Origin of the sequence: Sphingopyxis sp. Geo25 (genome assembly GCF_949769135.1) — a bacterium.
GTDB lineage: Bacteria > Pseudomonadota > Alphaproteobacteria > Sphingomonadales > Sphingomonadaceae > Sphingopyxis.
Genome location: NZ_CATKOZ010000001.1, coordinates 1429289 through 1443551, shown reverse-complemented (window position 1 = coordinate 1443551; position 14263 = coordinate 1429289). Strand labels below are relative to the sequence as shown.

Annotated in this window: 15 protein-coding genes and 1 tRNA gene; 9 read left to right on the top strand and 7 right to left on the bottom strand. The window is 65.4% G+C overall.

Annotated elements, in window-relative coordinates; all coding sequences use genetic code 11:
* Positions 1–6 precede the first annotated feature (6 nt).
* Entirely contained in the window at positions 7–237 is a 231-nt protein-coding gene (locus QOL68_RS07065) for a hypothetical protein (protein WP_282948176.1), read from the bottom strand.
* Between QOL68_RS07065 and QOL68_RS07060 the strand changes: the two genes are divergently transcribed.
* From QOL68_RS07060 to QOL68_RS07045, 4 genes are read left to right on the top strand one after another with little or no spacing between them, the layout of a single operon-like run.
* Positions 142–420, top strand: coding sequence for an endonuclease domain-containing protein (locus QOL68_RS07060; protein ID WP_349252321.1), 279 nt, complete (start codon positions 142–144; stop codon positions 418–420). The two genes, QOL68_RS07065 and QOL68_RS07060, sit on opposite strands and share 96 nt — an antisense overlap.
* The gene (trpA, locus tag QOL68_RS07055; RefSeq protein WP_282948174.1) at positions 417–1205 is read left to right on the top strand and encodes a tryptophan synthase subunit alpha; all 789 of its coding nucleotides are present in this window, start codon (positions 417–419) and stop codon (positions 1203–1205) included. Before QOL68_RS07060 ends, trpA begins: the two co-directional genes overlap by 4 nt.
* Positions 1202–2053, top strand: a complete 852-nt coding sequence (accD, locus tag QOL68_RS07050; RefSeq protein WP_058455834.1) for an acetyl-CoA carboxylase, carboxyltransferase subunit beta — start codon at positions 1202–1204, stop codon at positions 2051–2053. Before trpA ends, accD begins: the two co-directional genes overlap by 4 nt.
* Before the next feature lie 19 nt (positions 2054–2072).
* Complete coding sequence (locus QOL68_RS07045; protein ID WP_282948171.1) at positions 2073–3413, top strand: bifunctional folylpolyglutamate synthase/dihydrofolate synthase; 1341 nt, start codon at positions 2073–2075, stop codon at positions 3411–3413.
* Here the strand turns inward: QOL68_RS07045 and QOL68_RS07040 are convergent.
* The 4 genes from QOL68_RS07040 to QOL68_RS07025 all read right to left on the bottom strand — a co-directional run bounded on the left by QOL68_RS07040 (position 3410) and on the right by QOL68_RS07025 (position 6853).
* Entirely contained in the window at positions 3410–4153 is a 744-nt protein-coding gene (locus QOL68_RS07040; RefSeq protein WP_282948169.1) for a tetratricopeptide repeat protein, read from the bottom strand. The genes QOL68_RS07045 and QOL68_RS07040 overlap by 4 nt on opposite strands.
* A gap of 4 nt (positions 4154–4157) precedes the next feature.
* Positions 4158–5504: an AmpG family muropeptide MFS transporter gene (locus QOL68_RS07035; protein ID WP_282948167.1), complete on the bottom strand. Its 1347-nt coding sequence runs from the start codon at positions 5502–5504 to the stop codon at positions 4158–4160.
* 107 nt (positions 5505–5611) lie between these two features.
* Complete coding sequence (locus QOL68_RS07030) at positions 5612–6355, bottom strand: DUF1223 domain-containing protein (protein WP_282948166.1); 744 nt, start codon at positions 6353–6355, stop codon at positions 5612–5614.
* A 60-nt stretch (positions 6356–6415) separates the two neighbouring features.
* Positions 6416–6853 carry a response regulator gene (locus tag QOL68_RS07025; protein ID WP_058455829.1) on the bottom strand — a complete coding sequence of 146 codons (438 nt, stop codon included), beginning with the start codon at positions 6851–6853 and terminating at the stop codon, positions 6416–6418.
* 155 nt (positions 6854–7008) lie between these two features.
* Here QOL68_RS07025 and QOL68_RS07020 point away from each other — a divergent pair, with 155 nt between their 5' ends.
* Positions 7009–7857, top strand: coding sequence for a pseudouridine synthase (locus QOL68_RS07020; RefSeq protein WP_204992837.1), 849 nt, complete (start codon positions 7009–7011; stop codon positions 7855–7857).
* A complete protein-coding gene (rsmD, locus tag QOL68_RS07015) occupies positions 7854–8396 on the top strand; it encodes a 16S rRNA (guanine(966)-N(2))-methyltransferase RsmD (protein WP_282948163.1) in 543 nt (180 codons plus the stop codon). Before QOL68_RS07020 ends, rsmD begins: the two co-directional genes overlap by 4 nt.
* On the opposite strand, the gene QOL68_RS07010 is transcribed toward rsmD, so the two are convergent.
* A complete protein-coding gene (locus QOL68_RS07010; protein WP_282948161.1) occupies positions 8383–9651 on the bottom strand; it encodes an MFS transporter in 1269 nt (422 codons plus the stop codon). The genes rsmD and QOL68_RS07010 overlap by 14 nt on opposite strands.
* Before the next feature lie 110 nt (positions 9652–9761).
* Here QOL68_RS07010 and QOL68_RS07005 point away from each other — a divergent pair, with 110 nt between their 5' ends.
* The 3 genes from QOL68_RS07005 to QOL68_RS06995 all read left to right on the top strand — a co-directional run bounded on the left by QOL68_RS07005 (position 9762) and on the right by QOL68_RS06995 (position 13975).
* Positions 9762–10631 carry a Rossmann-like and DUF2520 domain-containing protein gene (locus QOL68_RS07005; RefSeq protein ID WP_282948159.1) on the top strand — a complete coding sequence of 290 codons (870 nt, stop codon included), beginning with the start codon at positions 9762–9764 and terminating at the stop codon, positions 10629–10631.
* Positions 10632–10679: 48 nt separating this feature from the next.
* A complete protein-coding gene (locus tag QOL68_RS07000) occupies positions 10680–12992 on the top strand; it encodes an ATP-dependent helicase (RefSeq protein WP_282948157.1) in 2313 nt (770 codons plus the stop codon).
* A 74-nt stretch (positions 12993–13066) separates the two neighbouring features.
* Positions 13067–13975: a DUF4349 domain-containing protein gene (locus QOL68_RS06995; protein WP_282948155.1), complete on the top strand. Its 909-nt coding sequence runs from the start codon at positions 13067–13069 to the stop codon at positions 13973–13975.
* Between the two features lie 119 nt (positions 13976–14094).
* On the opposite strand, the gene QOL68_RS06990 is transcribed toward QOL68_RS06995, so the two are convergent.
* Positions 14095–14170, bottom strand: a tRNA-Ala gene (locus QOL68_RS06990).
* Between the last annotated feature and the right edge of the window lie 93 nt (positions 14171–14263).

The window sequence follows — 14263 nt, the reverse complement described above, 5'->3', positions numbered from 1 at the left end:
TCCCCTTCAGGGGAGAGGGTTGGGAGAGGGGGACGAATGCGAGACCGACGGCTCATCGAGTTCGCCAGGCAAATGCGCCGCGAACAGACCGAACCGGAAATCCGCTTGTGATTCGAACTTCGCGCCCAGCGTTTCAACGGCATCAAATTTCGCCGGCAAAAAGTTATCGGACGCTATATCGCCGACTTCTCTTCGAGAGAGCCGATGATCGTCGTTGAAGTCGATGGCGATACGCATGGAGTCCAAGAGAGTTACGATCTGGCGAGAAGCAGATATTTCGAAGAACAGGGTTATCAAGTGATCAGATTTACCAATCATGATGTGATGACGAATATCGACGGCGTGCTGACCCAGCTTGCACTGTTTGCAGGTCGTGCCCCTCTCCCAACCCTCTCCCCTGAAGGGGAGAGGGCTCTATGACCCGCTTCGCTTCGGTCTTTTCCAGGGGCCCAGCACTCGTCGCCTTCATCACCGCGGGTGACGGCGACACCGCCGCGAACCTCGACGCGCTCGTCGCGGGCGGCGCCGACGTAATCGAGCTCGGTATGCCCTTCACCGATCCGATGGCCGACGGCCCCGCGATCCAGGCCGCAAACTTGCGCAGCCTCGCCAAAGGCACGACGACCGCGGACATCTTCGCGATCGCCGCCGCCTTCCGCAACCGCCATCCCGACACCCCCCTCGTCCTGATGGGTTACGCCAACCCGATGACGATCCGCGGCGGCGATTGGTTTGCCGCCGAATGCGCGCGTGCCGGCGTCGATGGCGTCATCTGCGTCGATGTTCCTGCCGAGGAAGATCCCGAACTCGGCCCCGCGCTCCGTGCCGCCGGGGTTGATCTCATCCGCCTCGCCACTCCGACCACCGACGCCGCGCGCCTGCCCGCCGTCCTCGAAGGCGCCGGCGGCTTTCTTTATTATGTCTCTGTCGCCGGCATCACCGGGCAGCAGCAGGCCGCGCAAGCGAGCATCGACGAAGCCGTTGCGCGCCTCAAAGAAGCCACCCACCTGCCCGTCGCCGTCGGTTTCGGGGTCCGCACCCCCGAACAGGCCGCCGCCATCGCCAAGGTCGCCGATGGCGTCGTCGTCGGGTCGGCCTTCATCGACATTATCGCCGAGCATGGCGACGCCGCGGCGCCGCATGTCGAGGCCTTCACCCGCTCGCTCGCCCATGCTATCCGCGGCGCAAAGGAGATCGCCGCATGAGCTGGCTCGACCGCGTTCGCAACGCCCTGCCCTTCACCGCGAAGCGCGACACCGCCGACAATCTCTGGCACAAATGCCGCCAGTGCCAGCAGATGGTGTTCGTCAAGGAATGGGAAGACAATCTGAACGTCTGCCCGCGCTGCGACCATCACGACCGCATCGGCGCGAAAGAGCGCTTTGCGCAGCTGTTCGACGGTGGCGTGCACGAACCGATCGCCTCGCCGCCTGCGCCCGAGGATCCGCTGAAGTTTCGCGACACCAAGAAATATGTCGACCGCATCAAGGCGGCGCGCGCGCAGACCGGCGACCGCGACGCATACAAGAACGCGTTCGGGCGCATTTCGGGCAAGGGAGCCGTGATCGGGGTTCAGGATTTCGCCTTCATGGGCGGATCGATGGGTGTCGCGGTCGGCGAAGCCTTTGTCACGGGCGTCGAACAGGCGATCAAGCGCCGTGTTCCCTATATCGCGATCACCGCGGCCGGCGGCGCGCGAATGCAGGAAGGCACGCTCTCGCTGATGCAGATGCCGCGCGCGACCGTCGCGCTCCAGCGGCTCCGCCGGGCGGGCCTGCCCTATATCGTGCTGCTGACCGATCCGACGACCGGCGGTGTGACCGCCAGCTATGCCATGCTCGGCGACATCCAGATCAGTGAACCCAACGCCCTGATCGGCTTCGCCGGGCAGCGCGTGATCGAGAATACGATCCGCGAGAAGCTGCCCGAGGGGTTCCAGCGCGCCGAATATCTGCTCGACCACGGGATGATCGACATGGTCGTCCACCGCAAGGACCTGCCCGAAACGCTCGGCCGCCTGATCGGCTATCTGGCGCCCGAAAAGGCGGCCTGAGCCTCAAGCGGCCCTTCCGATGGCTGACTTCGCCCGTTCCGACGACCCGGCGGTTCAGGCGCAGCTGGACCGCCTTGGCGCGTTGTCGCCGGGCCGCGATATCCTGGGCCTCGAACGCATTGCGGAGCTCTGCCGCCGGCTCGGGGATCCCCAGAACCGGTTGCCGCGGACCTTCCATGTCGCGGGCACTAACGGCAAGGGGTCGACCTGCGCCTTCCTCCGCGCGATCCTTGAGGCGCAGGGGCGCCGCGTCCACGCCTATACCAGCCCGCATCTCGTCCGCTTCAACGAGCGTATCCGCCTTGCCGGGACCCTGATCGACGATGCGCTGCTCGCGCCGTTGCTCGCCGAGGTGCTCGACATGGCCGAGGGGCTGCAGGCGAGCTTCTTCGAGGTCACGACCGCGGCCGCCTTTCTCGTTTTCTCGCGCGCTCCGGCGGACGATTGCATCATCGAAGTCGGCCTCGGCGGCCGCCTCGACGCCACCAATATCATCCCCGCGCCCGCCGTCTGCGGCATTGCATCGCTCGGTATCGATCACGAGGCATTCCTGCTTGCGCCGGAAGAGGGTGTGCCAACGGAAGCCATAAAGCGCATCGCATGGGAAAAGACCGGCATCTTCAAGCCGGGTTCCGCCCTGGCCACGCTTCGCTACCCCGACGCCGTCATGAAGCTGGTCGGCGAGCGCGCCGCCGCGGTCGGCGGCACTTTGTTTTCCGAAGGCGATGGCTGGGCGATCGAGCCCGAGGGCAACGGTTTTCGCTGGCAATCGAACTCGGGCTCGATCACCGAGGCTCTCGAGCCAAGGATGGCGGGCCTGCATCAGATGCGCAATGCCGGGCTGGCCATCGCGATGCTCCATATCGCCCCCGGCCCACGTCCGGGCGAAGCCGCTATCGCATCTGGCGTGTCGGCCGCTTTCTGGCCCGGACGGATGCAAAAGCTCGGACCCGGACCGCTGACCGCGCTCGTCCCCGGTAGCCGCGAAATATGGCTCGACGGCGGGCACAATCCCGACGCGGGGGCCGCGCTGGCGCGTGCGATGGGCGGTCGGTTGCCGTTCCACATCGTCTGCGGCCTGCTCCGCAACAAGGACGCAATGGGCTTTCTCAGCCCCTTTGCCGACCATATCGCATCGTTTCAGGCCGTTCCGATCCCCGGGCACGAGCATCGCGATCCCAAGGATCTGTGCCAATGGGTTCAGTCGGACCTCGGTGTCGTCGACGCGCAGCCGTGCGACGACGTGAGCGCGGCGCTGCGCCACATCGCCGAGCGTCGTCTCGCGGGCGACGTGCTGATCTGCGGATCGCTCTATCTCGGCGGCGTCGTGCTCGATCTCAACGGCGAGCCACCCGCCTAGCGCAGTTCGGCAAGCGTCCGTTTGGCCCAGTCGTACATCGCCGCTTCGGCCTTCAGCGTCACCGGCGGGGTGCGCTTCATTCGCTGCTCGACCTCTTGTAGCAAGGCCCGGGCTCCGCGCCGGTCACCTTGAGCGATCAATAGCGCCGCAATGCGGCAACGTACTTCGTCGCCCGGTACGCGCTCGACGATATCGCGATAGAGCGGTAGCGCGTCATGTGGACGGTCATCGGCTTCGGCGACCTTCGCACGCAGCAGCGTTCGCCGGTCGAGCTCGGTCTGCGAGATCGTCTCCGGCAGCCTGTCGATTGCTGCCAGCGCCTCGCTGAAACGTCCGGCTTCGTAAGCCGCTTCGGCTATCCGCATCCCGATTGCCCGATCGACGTGCGGAGACAGCCGTTCGGCCTCGCGAAACTGCTTCAGAGCTTCATCATACCGACCGCGCACCATCAGCGCGTCGCCAAGTTCAAGGCGGTTGCCCGCCGTATTGCTGAATTCGACTGCATCATTCGCAGCCCGCACGCGCCGCTCGGGATCCATCTTGTCGGCGACCTTCGTTCGGACATCGCGAACGCGTCGGTCGTGCCGCAGGCCGGGCAGGATTTCGACGATGAAATAGGCGAGCATACCGACCATCGGCAGAAAGGCGATTGCCATGATCCACGCAGTATTGCGCCCGGTGCGGAAAACATGAACGATGCAGAGCAATTGCAACGCGATCGAGAGCAACAGAAGGTGCACGATCTCAACCCACGGGTTTGAGTGGTGTTTCTTCGCTGCCCTCGGCCTTGCCCGCCGAGCCGACCGACAGGTCGACCAGCCCGGTCCGCATCATCCACCAGAAGAGCAAAACACCCGGCACCGCCGCGACGGTCGTGAGCAGATAGAATTGCACGTAGCCGAAGGTCTCGATGAGGCCGCCAGCTGTCGTGCCGGTGACGAAGCGTCCAACGATGCTCGCCGCCGACGAGATCAGCGCATAGTGCGCTGCCGTGAAGCGCAGGTCACAGAGTGCCGAGAAATAGGCGACCACGACGACGCCGCCGATACCGCTCGCAAAATTCTCGAAGCCTATCGCACCGGCCATACCGAAGTTGCTCTTTCCCGTCGCCGCGAGGAGCGCGAAACTGAAATTCGATACCGCCATCAGGATCAGGCTGACGAGCACCGATCGTTTCATACCCATGCGCGCATACATGATACCGCCGACGAAGATGCCGATCAGATAGGCCCAGAAGCCGATCCCGACGTCATAGATCGCGATCTCGTCGTTGGTATAGCCCAGATCGTCGAAGAGCAGGCGGAAGGTGAGATTGGCAAGCGTATCGCCGATCTTGTGCACGAGGATGAACAGCAGCACGAGCAACGCGCCCTGCCGCTGGAAAAATTCGGTGAAAGGCCCGATAATCGATCGGAAGATCGCGCTGCCCCCCTTGCGCTGGGCGGGATCGCGATGCCGGTCGGGTTCGCCCAGCCACAGCACGGCGATGACCGCGGGCAAAGCAAAGAGCGCGCAGGCGAGATAGGCGGGCTGCCAGCCGAAGCGCGCAGCCAGAAATAGCGCAAGGGCGCCGGCGCCCGCCGACCCGATACGCCAGCCGTACTGGCTCATCCCCGAACCGATCCCGAGCTGTTCGGGCTTGAGAATCTCGATGCGATACGCATCGATGACGATATCGAAGGTCGCGCCCGCCAAACCCACGAGAATGGCGGCGATCGCCGTCTGGTAGATGTCGGCCTTCGGCTCCTGCAGGGCAAGATTCGCAACCGCCGCCATCACCAGCACCGCGGCCAGGATCATCCACGAAACACGCTGGCCGAGCGCGCCCAGCCCCGGCAGCCGGACGCCATCGACGATCCACGACCAGAGCGGCTTCAGATTATAGACCAGGAAGGCCAGGGTAAAAGCCGTCACGGTCTTCTTGTCGATCCCGTCCTGGGCCAGTCGGGTCGTCAGCGTCGCGCCGATCATTGCATAGGGAAAGCCCGACGACAGGCCCAGAAGGAAGGCGGCCAGCGGGGCGCGCTCGAAATAAGGCCGGATGCTGTCCCACCAGCCCTGCGGCGGCGGTGTCGTCGTATCTGGCTGCAACCCGGCTCTCCCCCCTGCATCCGTCGGATGCTCGACCTGCGCTCATCCGGATGGATGTACTGCCCGAAGCGCCAACGCCTAATGGGTCGGGGCCAAATTGGAAGCGACTATTTGGCGCTTCGCCTGATCCAGCGCACGGCGCGCACGGTTCCGCCGTCAAGGTCCTGCAGCACCGCTACCCAGCGATCGGCGCCGCGGCGGTTCGCGATGCTGACGGGAATTGAGGATGCGCACGCGGCATCACGCGCGCAGGGCACCACTACCTCGTCGAGCACCACGTTCGAATAAGTCAGCCGACGTGCGCTATTTTCGCCGCTGCCGACCGGGACACTCGCGCGGCGGGCAATCGCCAGGAAGCGCAGTTCGACGCCCGTCTGCGCCCGCGATGCCGCGACGCGATCACCCGATTGCGCGAGCTCGATGGCCCCCGCCCGGCGCGCTGACGATGCGATCAGCTGGCGCAGCGCGCGCTCGTCGGATCCAACGGCCGCGGCCCGGCCCTGGACCACCGCCTCCGGCGTGTAGACCCCGCCGCCGGGCAGCCCGCGTGCGGCATAGCGGCGCTGCAAAAGGTCGTTCGCGGGGCTCGCCAGCGTGTCCTTCCAGCCAAGCCGATCCCAATAGGTCACCGGGCGGCTGACCGCCACGACCGCCCCCTCGCCGTCCAGCTTTTCGAGCAGTCGATCGGCAGGCGGGCACGAAGAGCAGCCCTGTGAGGTAAACAGTTCGACTAGCACCGGGCGGGTCGCGACGAAGCCGGGCTTGGTCGAGTCGGCATGCGCGGACCAGACGCCCGCAACGGCGGCCGCGATAGCCATCGTCGAAAAGGCAGCGATATGTGAATATTTCATACTCGACCCCTGTCGGTCCCGAAGACTGTCAGGGCGGGTTCGTTCCTTGGCGCGTCTCGGTTACGCGGCCTGCGGCCGCCAGAAAGTCGTCAGTCCGCTCACCTTGCGCGGGGTCTTGTTTTTGCAGGTCATCGTCTCGACAGCCTTCAGCGCGGACACAAGCGCGGCGGCGCTGTGCGGTTTACCAAGGCAGGCGACCGCCATCTCCTCGGCATCGACAGGGCATTGGCCGGTAACAAGCAGCACCGCGATGCCGCGGTCGCGCGCGATGCGGGCGACTTCGCGGCCGCTCATATGCCCGGCGAGGCTGAGGTCCAGGACCAGCGCATCGATCTGTTCGGAGGCGATCACCGCGACCGCCGCTTCGCCCGAATCGACCGTCGCAACGACGTCATAACCGCTGTGCTTCAGCGTATGCTCGTTGTCGAACGCCGTCAGCGGATCATCCTCGATGACCAGAAGGCGCTTGATGCACGTAGGGCGGGACGCGAAGAGCATAAAAACTCCCTTTAAGGTCGCCATGACCCGCTCCGCCCCGTCCTGCAAGATCGCTTCTGCTTGCCATCGACGAAGCGACACTTTTCCGGCTATGAGCGTGATCACAAAGCCACAGTTACATGGCCTGAAACGCCAAGAAAGCAGTCCCCGTTCCCATGAATGACCGCCGCCCACCCCGCTCCGCGCCCCGTTCGGCCGCAAGGACCGATGCCCCCCGCGGTCGCCGCGCCGCGCGCGCTGACGCCCCGCCGCGCAAGCTGAAAGCCGAGCCCGAGCGCGAGGACGGGCCGCAGCGCATTGCCAAGCTGCTCGCCCGCGCCGGCGTCGGCTCGCGCCGCGACGTCGAACGGATGATCGAAGAGGGCCGGATCGCGCTCAACGGCGACGTCATCGTGCAGCCTGCGCCGCTGTTGGCATCGCTCGAAGGGCTGACCGTCGACGGCAACCCGGTCGCCAAGCCCGTCTCGACGCGCCTTTATCGCTTTCACAAGCCGTCGGGCTGCCTCACCGCGGCGCGCGATCCCAAGGGGCGCAAGACGATCTACGACATCCTGCCGAAGGGCCTGCCGCGACTGATGCCGGTCGGCCGCCTCGACTATAATACCGAGGGGCTGTTGCTGCTGACCAACGACGGCGAGTTCAAGCGTCAGCTCGAGCTGCCGGCGAGCGGGGTCGAGCGCACCTATCGCGCGCGCGCATTCGGCGACATCAGTCAGGAGCAGCTCGAAGAGCTGGTCATGGGCATCGAGATCGACGGCATCCGCTATGGCAAGATCGACGCCAATCTCGAACGCCGCACCGGACGCAACCAGTGGATCGAGCTGACGCTTACCGAGGGCAAGAACCGCGAAGTGCGCCGCGTCCTCGAACATCTCGGGCTGCAGGTCAGCCGCCTGATCCGTACGCGGTACGGCCAGTTCGCCATCGCCGACCTTGACGTCGGACAGGTCGAAATCGTCCCGCGCGACGAGCTGTTTCAGTTCCGGCGGCGCCTCGACAAATGAGGGTGATTTCGGGCGAATGGCGCGGCCGCAAGCTGCTCGCGCCGAAAAACGATGCGACGCGCCCCACCGCGGACCGCACGCGCGAAACGCTTTTCTCGATGCTGGCGAGCCGCCTTGGCAGCTTCGAGGGGCTGCATGTCGCCGATCTGTTCGCAGGATCGGGCGCGCTGGGTATCGAAGCGCTGTCGCGTGGCGCGGCGCATTGTGTGTTCGGCGAACAGGACCGCGAGGCCATCGACGCGCTCAAAAAGAATCTTGCGGCGCTTGGCGCGGCGCCCCGCGCCGACGTGCGTGCCGGCTCGGTTCTGGCCGTTGGGCTCGCGCCGCGCACCTTCGACCTGCTGCTGTTCGATGCGCCCTACGGCACCGGCGCGGGCAGCGTCGCGCTCGACAAGCTCAACCGGCTTGGGTGGGTCGGCGCAGACAGCCTGATCTCGATCGAAACCGCCGATAAGGAAGCCGTCGAGGTCGCCGGGTTTGCAATCGATGCGATACGCAAGGTCGGCAAGGCGAAACTGACGCTGCTCAGACCGGCTTAGGCCGACGGACCATCAGCAGGCCGAGCCAGCTCACCAGCCCCGCGAGCGCCAGGTAAAGCCCGACCACGGGCGTGCCCCGCCATTCGGCGAGCGCCTGCGCAACAATCGGCGCCATCGCGCCGCCCAAGATGCCACCCGCGTTGAACGCGACCGAGGCGCCCGTATAGCGGACGTGGACAGGAAACAGCTCGGTCAGCCAGCTCCCGAGTGGGCCATAGACAAGCCCCATCACGAACAGCGCGGCGGCGAGTCCCAGAAAGATGACCAGCCAGCTTCCCGACGCCAGCGACGGACCGAACAGAAAGCCGACGAGAATTGTTGCGCCGCATCCCCGGCTCAGCACGCGCTGCGCGCTCGACGCATCGCTCCGATAACCCGCGAACACGATCCCCGCCGCCATGAAAAGGATCGCGCCCAGCTGAATCAGCAGGAATTGCTCCTTCGGATAGCCGAGTTTGCTGGTGCCATGCGCAAGCGCAAAGCTGGTCGCGAGATAGAAGATCGCAAAGCAGGCGACGACCGCGAAGGTTCCCGCCAGCGTCGCGATCAGATGGTGGCGGAACAGTTCGCCGAGCGGCACGCTGACTGGCGCGTCGCGCTCGATCGCTTCGGCGAAGGCGGGCGTTTCGCCGATCTTGAGGCGTACCCACAGCCCCAGTCCGACGAGCAGCGCGGAAAACAGGAACGGAACCCGCCAGCCCCAGCTTGCGAAGTCCGCATCGCTGAGGCCGAGCCCGAGCAGCAGGAACAGCCCGTTTGCCGCAATGAAACCGACCGGTGCGCCAAGCTGCGGAAACATGCCGAACCGCGAGCGCCAGCCCGGTGGGGCGTTCTCCACCGCCAGCAGTGCCGCCCCTCCCCACTCGCCGCCGAGTCCGAAACCCTGCCCGAAGCGCAGCAAGCACAGCAACAGCGGCGCGACCCAGCCCACCATCGCATAGGTCGGCAGAAAGGCGATCAGCAGCGTCGATCCGCCCATCAGCATTAAAGATGCAACAAGCGTCGACTTGCGCCCGATCCGGTCGCCGTAATGGCCGAAGACGATGGCGCCGACGGGACGCGCAAAAAAGGCGAGGCCGAAAGTCATGAAGCTGTACAGGAGCTGCGCCGACGCCGATTCGGTGGGAAAGAACAGCGGCCCGAACACCAGCGCGGCGGCGGTCCCGTAGATGTAGAAATCATAAAATTCGACCGCGGTGCCGACCAGGCTCGCGGTCAGGATGCGCCGATGTGTCCGATAAGGTGCCAGATCCATGGGCCACGCCCCTCCCCCAACTGTGCCGGCGCGCTTTGAGCGCCTTTGCGGCCGCGGTGCAAGGTGTATCGATATTGGCGAAGCATCGCCGTCCGCGCTAAACCATCGTCATGGAAGGCTCCCGCATAGAACAGTTCGGCGTCATCGGCGCCGGACGCATCGCGCAGGCGCTGGCTGTCGGTCTCGCGAGCCATTCGATCGAACCGCCGCTCATGTGGGGTCGGTCACTGGAAAAACTCGGTGCCGCCTCGGCGGCGACCGGCAGCGAAGTGGCGGTGTCGCTCGACCGGCTGGCGAGCGACTGCGACGTCATCGCCATCGCGGTCTCCGACGATGCGATCCCCTCCATGGTCGGGGAACTGGCGCGGGAGCTGGTCGCAGACAGCTCGACCTTCGTGTTTCACGTCAGCGGGCGGAGCGGCGCAGCAACTCTCGAACCGCTCCGTGACCGGGGTGCCCTGACCGCCGCCGTTCACCCCGCCATGACCTTCACAGGCCATCCCGAGCGAGAGGTGGCGCAAATGGCGCAAGCGCGATTTGCGGTCACGGGGTCGTCGGCAAGCGCCACCGAGCAGGCGCGCGCCATCGTTGCGCTGCTGGGCGGTGTATCGATCGAAATCGCCGAAGCGCAGCGCACGCTCTACCACGCCGCCCTTTGCCATGCCTCGAACCATCTGGTGACGCTTCTCACCGGCGCATCGCACGCGTTGGTGCGCGCGGGCGTCGATGATCCGGCATCGCTGCTCGCGCCGCTGGTCCGCGCGGCGCTGCAGAATGGCCTCGATCGCGGTTTCGATGCCCTGTCGGGCCCCCTGCTGCGCGGCGACGGGCGGACGATCGAAGGCCATCTCGCGGCGCTTGCCACCGATTGTCCGACGCTCCTCCCCGCCTATCGCGCGATGGCGCTCGCCACCGTCGATGAACTCGAACGGACCGGCGCCGGCATCGACCTCGTTGCTCTTCGTGACCGGTTGGCCTGAGCGTCCCCGCACTGGACAGCGCGGTCGCTGTTCCCTAATCGTTCGCACGTGACCGACCTCCCCGCCTCGACGCCCGACCTGACCCGCCCCGACCCCTCGGATCCGCCCTATTTGCAGGGACTCAACGGCCCACAACGGCAGGCCGTGCTGACGACCGAAGGCCCCGTACTGATGCTGGCGGGCGCCGGAACGGGCAAGACCGCCGCGTTGACCGCGCGGCTGGCGCATATCATCGCGACGCGGCGCGCCTGGCCATCCGAAATCCTCGCGGTCACGTTCACGAACAAGGCGGCGCGCGAGATGCGCGAGCGGATCGGGCGGATGATCGGCGACGCGGTCGAGGGGATGCCGTGGCTCGGCACCTTTCACAGTATCTGCGCGAAGATGCTGCGGCGCCACGCCGAACTGGTCGGACTCCAGAGCAATTTCACCATCCTCGATACCGACGACCAGCTTCGCGTCCTCAAGCAGCTCATCCAGGCCGAAGGGCTCGACGAGAAGCGCTGGCCGGCGCGCCAGCTTGCCGGCCTCATCGACAAGTGGAAGAACCGCGGCCTCACGCCCTCCGATCTCGACGCGGCAGACAAGGAGGCCTATGCCGATGGCAAAGGCCAGCATTTCTACGCCCTCTATCAGGCGCGTCTGAAGACGCTTAACGCCTGCGATTTCGGCGATCTCCTGCTCCACATGCTGGTGATCCTCAAGACGCACCGCGACGTGCTCGAACATTATCAACAGCGTTTCAAATATGTGCTCGTCGACGAATATCAGGACACGAACGCCAGCCAGTATCTGTGGCTGCGGCTGCTCGCGCAGGCGCGCAAGAATATCTGCTGCGTCGGCGACGACGACCAGTCGATCTATTCGTGGCGCGGCGCCGAGGTCGCGAACATCCTCCGCTTCGAGAAGGACTTCCCCGGCGCGACGGTGATCCGGCTCGAACAGAATTACCGTTCGACGCCGCAGATCCTCGCCGCCGCCTCGGCACTGATCGCACAGAACAGCGACCGGCTCGGCAAGACGCTGTGGACCGATCTTGATGCGGGCGACAAGGTCCGCGTCGTCGGTGTCTGGGACGGCCCCGAAGAGGCGCGGCGGATCGGCGAGGAACTGGAAACGCTCCAGCATCGCAAGGTCAGCCTCGACCGTACCGCGATCCTCGTCCGCGCGCAGTTCCAGACGCGCGAATTCGAAGACCGCTTCATCGCGATCGGCATGCCGTACCGCATCGTCGGTGGGTTCCGTTTCTACGAACGCGCCGAAATCCGCGATGCCCTCGCCTATCTGCGGCTCGTGCAATCTCCGGCAGACGATCTGGCGTTCGAGCGCATCGTCAACGTGCCCAAGCGCGGGCTCGGCGACAAGGCATTGGCGCGCATCCACCAGTTCGCACGGATCGAGCGAGCCCCGCTGTTCCACGCGGCCTCGCGGATCACCGAAACCGATGAGCTGACCCCGCAAGCCCGCCGCCAGCTCGCCAATTTCATCGCGCAGATGCGAAATTGGCAGGGCAAGGCCAACGAGCTGTCGCACCCCGAGCTGACCCAGCTCATCCTCGACGAGTCGGGCTACACCGCAATGCTGCAGGCTGACCGCAGCGCAGAGGCTGCGGGGCGTCTGGAGAATCTCTCCGAACTCGTCCGGGCAATGGAAGACTATGAGTCGCTCGAAGCCTTTCTCGAGCATGTCAGCCTCGTCATGGACCGCGACAATGACGATCAGGCCGAGACTGTCACCATCATGACCATCCACGCCGCCAAGGGCCTCGAGTTCGATCATGTCTTCCTCGCCGGCTGGGAAGACGGAGTATTTCCGTCGCAGCGGTCGATGGACGAGGGCGGCATCGCCAGTCTCGAAGAGGAACGCCGCCTCGCCTATGTCGCAATCACCCGCGCGCGCCACCGCGCGAGCATCTATCACGCCGCGAACCGCCGCATCTACGGCCAGTGGATGAGCAGCATCCCAAGCCGTTTCATCGCCGAAATCCCCCCCGAACATGTCGAAAGCGAGAACAGCTTCGGCGGCGGACAAAGCCTGTGGCGCGCCAACTGGTCGGCGCAGGGCGATCCCTTCGCGCATGTTGCAGACCGCAATCCCGCACGGACGATGACGCGCGGCCCCGCGTGGCAACGCGCCGTCGCGTCGTCATCGACCATCACGCGCGCCCCCGCCCCCAACGAAAAGGGGCCCGCCGCTTCGGTCGGCGCCAAACCGCGCTCGGACCTCGCGATCGGCATGCGCGTGTTCCACGAAAAATTCGGCTATGGCGAGATCGTCGACATCGACGGCAACAAGCTGGACGTCGAATTCGACCAGGCAGGCAGCAAAAAGGTTCTCGACGGCTTCGTCCGCGCAGCCTGAATTCTATTGTCAACTATATCAGTTATGATATGCCATCTCCTGCGATCACCGAGTCGCGTTTTGGGAGAATCTGCATGCGAAATAAGCTCTTAGCGGGCGCGATGGCGCTCGCCCTGGTCGGCTGTTCTCAAAAGGCAGCCGAAGATGCAGCCACGACCGATAGCCCCGCTGCCGAAAGCGCCGCCGAAGAAGGCGGTTCCGCCGACGCCGCCAGCACCCCCCGTATTGGCGTCGAAGCCGCCCCCGGTGTGGCGTTCGACTATACCTACACCTTCCGCCTTGCCGACAAATCCATCTCGAAGGTTCAGGAAGAGCATGCCGCCGCCTGCGAGACGCTCGGGGTGCAGCGCTGCCGTATCGTCGATGTGCGATACCAGCTCAGCGATGAAAAGCTCGTCGAGGCGCAAACTCAGTTCAAACTGGACCCTGGCATTGCGCGCAAGTTTGGCGCCAATGCGATCGCCAGCGTCGAAAAGGCCGAGGGTATCCTCGCCGATGCCAGCGTCGCGGGCGAAGACGTCGGCACCGAAATTCTCGCCTCCCAGCAGCGTAGTGCAGGCTCCGAAGCCGAAATTTCCCGCCTGGAGGAGCGACTGAAAGCGGGCGGCCTCGGCAAGGCCGAGCGCGCCGAAATCCTTGCGCAGATCAGCCAGCTGCGCGGCCAGATCGGCGACGAACGTCAGAGCCGCCGCGCCGGCGAGGCCCGCATTGCGTGGACGAGCGTCGCGTTCAACTATGTCAGCGACGGCGGGCTGCCGGGTATCGGCCACGAAAATCCCTTTGCCAAGGCGGGCGAGACGCTGATGCGGAGCGGCAGCACGGCCCTCACCTTCGTCCTGACGTTGGGCGCGGCGATTCTCCCCTGGGGCATCCTCTTCGCCTTAGCCCTGGCCTTCTGGCGCAGCCGCTTCATGACCGCGGTGCGTCAGCATATGCGCGCGAATGCCAAGCGGAACGAATCATCGGCTCCACCCGCCGGTTGACCGCAGGGCGGGCGATCGCTCGCCGCGATCAGGTTCCTTCGCACATGGCGAGGAGCGTGACGCGCGAGCGACGTCCGTCGGTGCGGCAAGGGAGGACGAATGAGGGTGGAAAGGGTCGCTGGTGGAGCCGAGGGGAATCGAACCCCTGACCTCTGCAGTGCGATTGCAGCGCTCTCCCATCTGAGCTACGGCCCCGCGACGGGCGGCTCTTAACGGCATGACTTGACAGTGGCAACGGCTTTTCTGACGATTGCCCGCATGGCGTGAATGAAATTGGGGAATTGGGGG

Bases quoted from the DNA above. Each gene is read 5' to 3' on its own strand.
- QOL68_RS07065 (WP_282948176.1), bottom strand. From the start codon at position 237: ATGCGTATCGCCATCGACTTCAACGACGATCATCGGCTCTCTCGAAGA.
- trpA (WP_282948174.1), top strand. From the start codon at position 417: ATGACCCGCTTCGCTTCGGTCTTTTCCAGGGGCCCAGCACTCGTCGCC.
- accD (WP_058455834.1), top strand. From the start codon at position 1,202: ATGAGCTGGCTCGACCGCGTTCGCAACGCCCTGCCCTTCACCGCGAAG.
- QOL68_RS07045 (WP_282948171.1), top strand. From the start codon at position 2,073: ATGGCTGACTTCGCCCGTTCCGACGACCCGGCGGTTCAGGCGCAGCTG.
- QOL68_RS07030 (WP_282948166.1), bottom strand. From the start codon at position 6,355: ATGAAATATTCACATATCGCTGCCTTTTCGACGATGGCTATCGCGGCC.
- QOL68_RS07025 (WP_058455829.1), bottom strand. From the start codon at position 6,853: ATGCTCTTCGCGTCCCGCCCTACGTGCATCAAGCGCCTTCTGGTCATC.
- QOL68_RS07020 (WP_204992837.1), top strand. From the start codon at position 7,009: ATGAATGACCGCCGCCCACCCCGCTCCGCGCCCCGTTCGGCCGCAAGG.
- rsmD (WP_282948163.1), top strand. From the start codon at position 7,854: ATGAGGGTGATTTCGGGCGAATGGCGCGGCCGCAAGCTGCTCGCGCCG.
- QOL68_RS07010 (WP_282948161.1), bottom strand. From the start codon at position 9,651: ATGGATCTGGCACCTTATCGGACACATCGGCGCATCCTGACCGCGAGC.
- QOL68_RS07005 (WP_282948159.1), top strand. From the start codon at position 9,762: ATGGAAGGCTCCCGCATAGAACAGTTCGGCGTCATCGGCGCCGGACGC.
- QOL68_RS06995 (WP_282948155.1), top strand. From the start codon at position 13,067: ATGCGAAATAAGCTCTTAGCGGGCGCGATGGCGCTCGCCCTGGTCGGC.